The organism is Amphritea pacifica, assembly GCF_016924145.1.
Lineage (GTDB): Bacteria > Pseudomonadota > Gammaproteobacteria > Pseudomonadales > Balneatricaceae > Amphritea > Amphritea pacifica.
Window position 1 is genome coordinate 1 of the sequence record NZ_JAFFZO010000261.1, and the last position, 248, is coordinate 248.

Annotated in this window: 1 pseudogene; it reads right to left on the bottom strand. The window is 52.4% G+C overall.

From position 1 onward, the window contains the following. Window positions 1-248, bottom strand: a pseudogene (locus tag JW499_RS22275) (hypothetical protein); the annotation flags it as partial.

Below are 248 nucleotides of genomic sequence, written 5' to 3' on the forward strand. Positions count from 1 at the left end.
CGATGATAGCGGTGTACCAGATGCAGCTGATAGCTGAGAATCCCCTGATGGCTGGGGCTGCTGACCAGATAGCAGTCGAACTCCGGAAAAGGATGGCTATAGAGCTCCTTATTGTTTTTATAGCGGGTGACCATGCCAGTACTACGGCTGAACGTAAAATGTTTGACCGCTTTCATAAACCAGGGCATGGGGAGGTAGCCGCGGCCTGAGGCTTCGAAATAACCCCAGATCAGGCCTGAAGGGAGGAA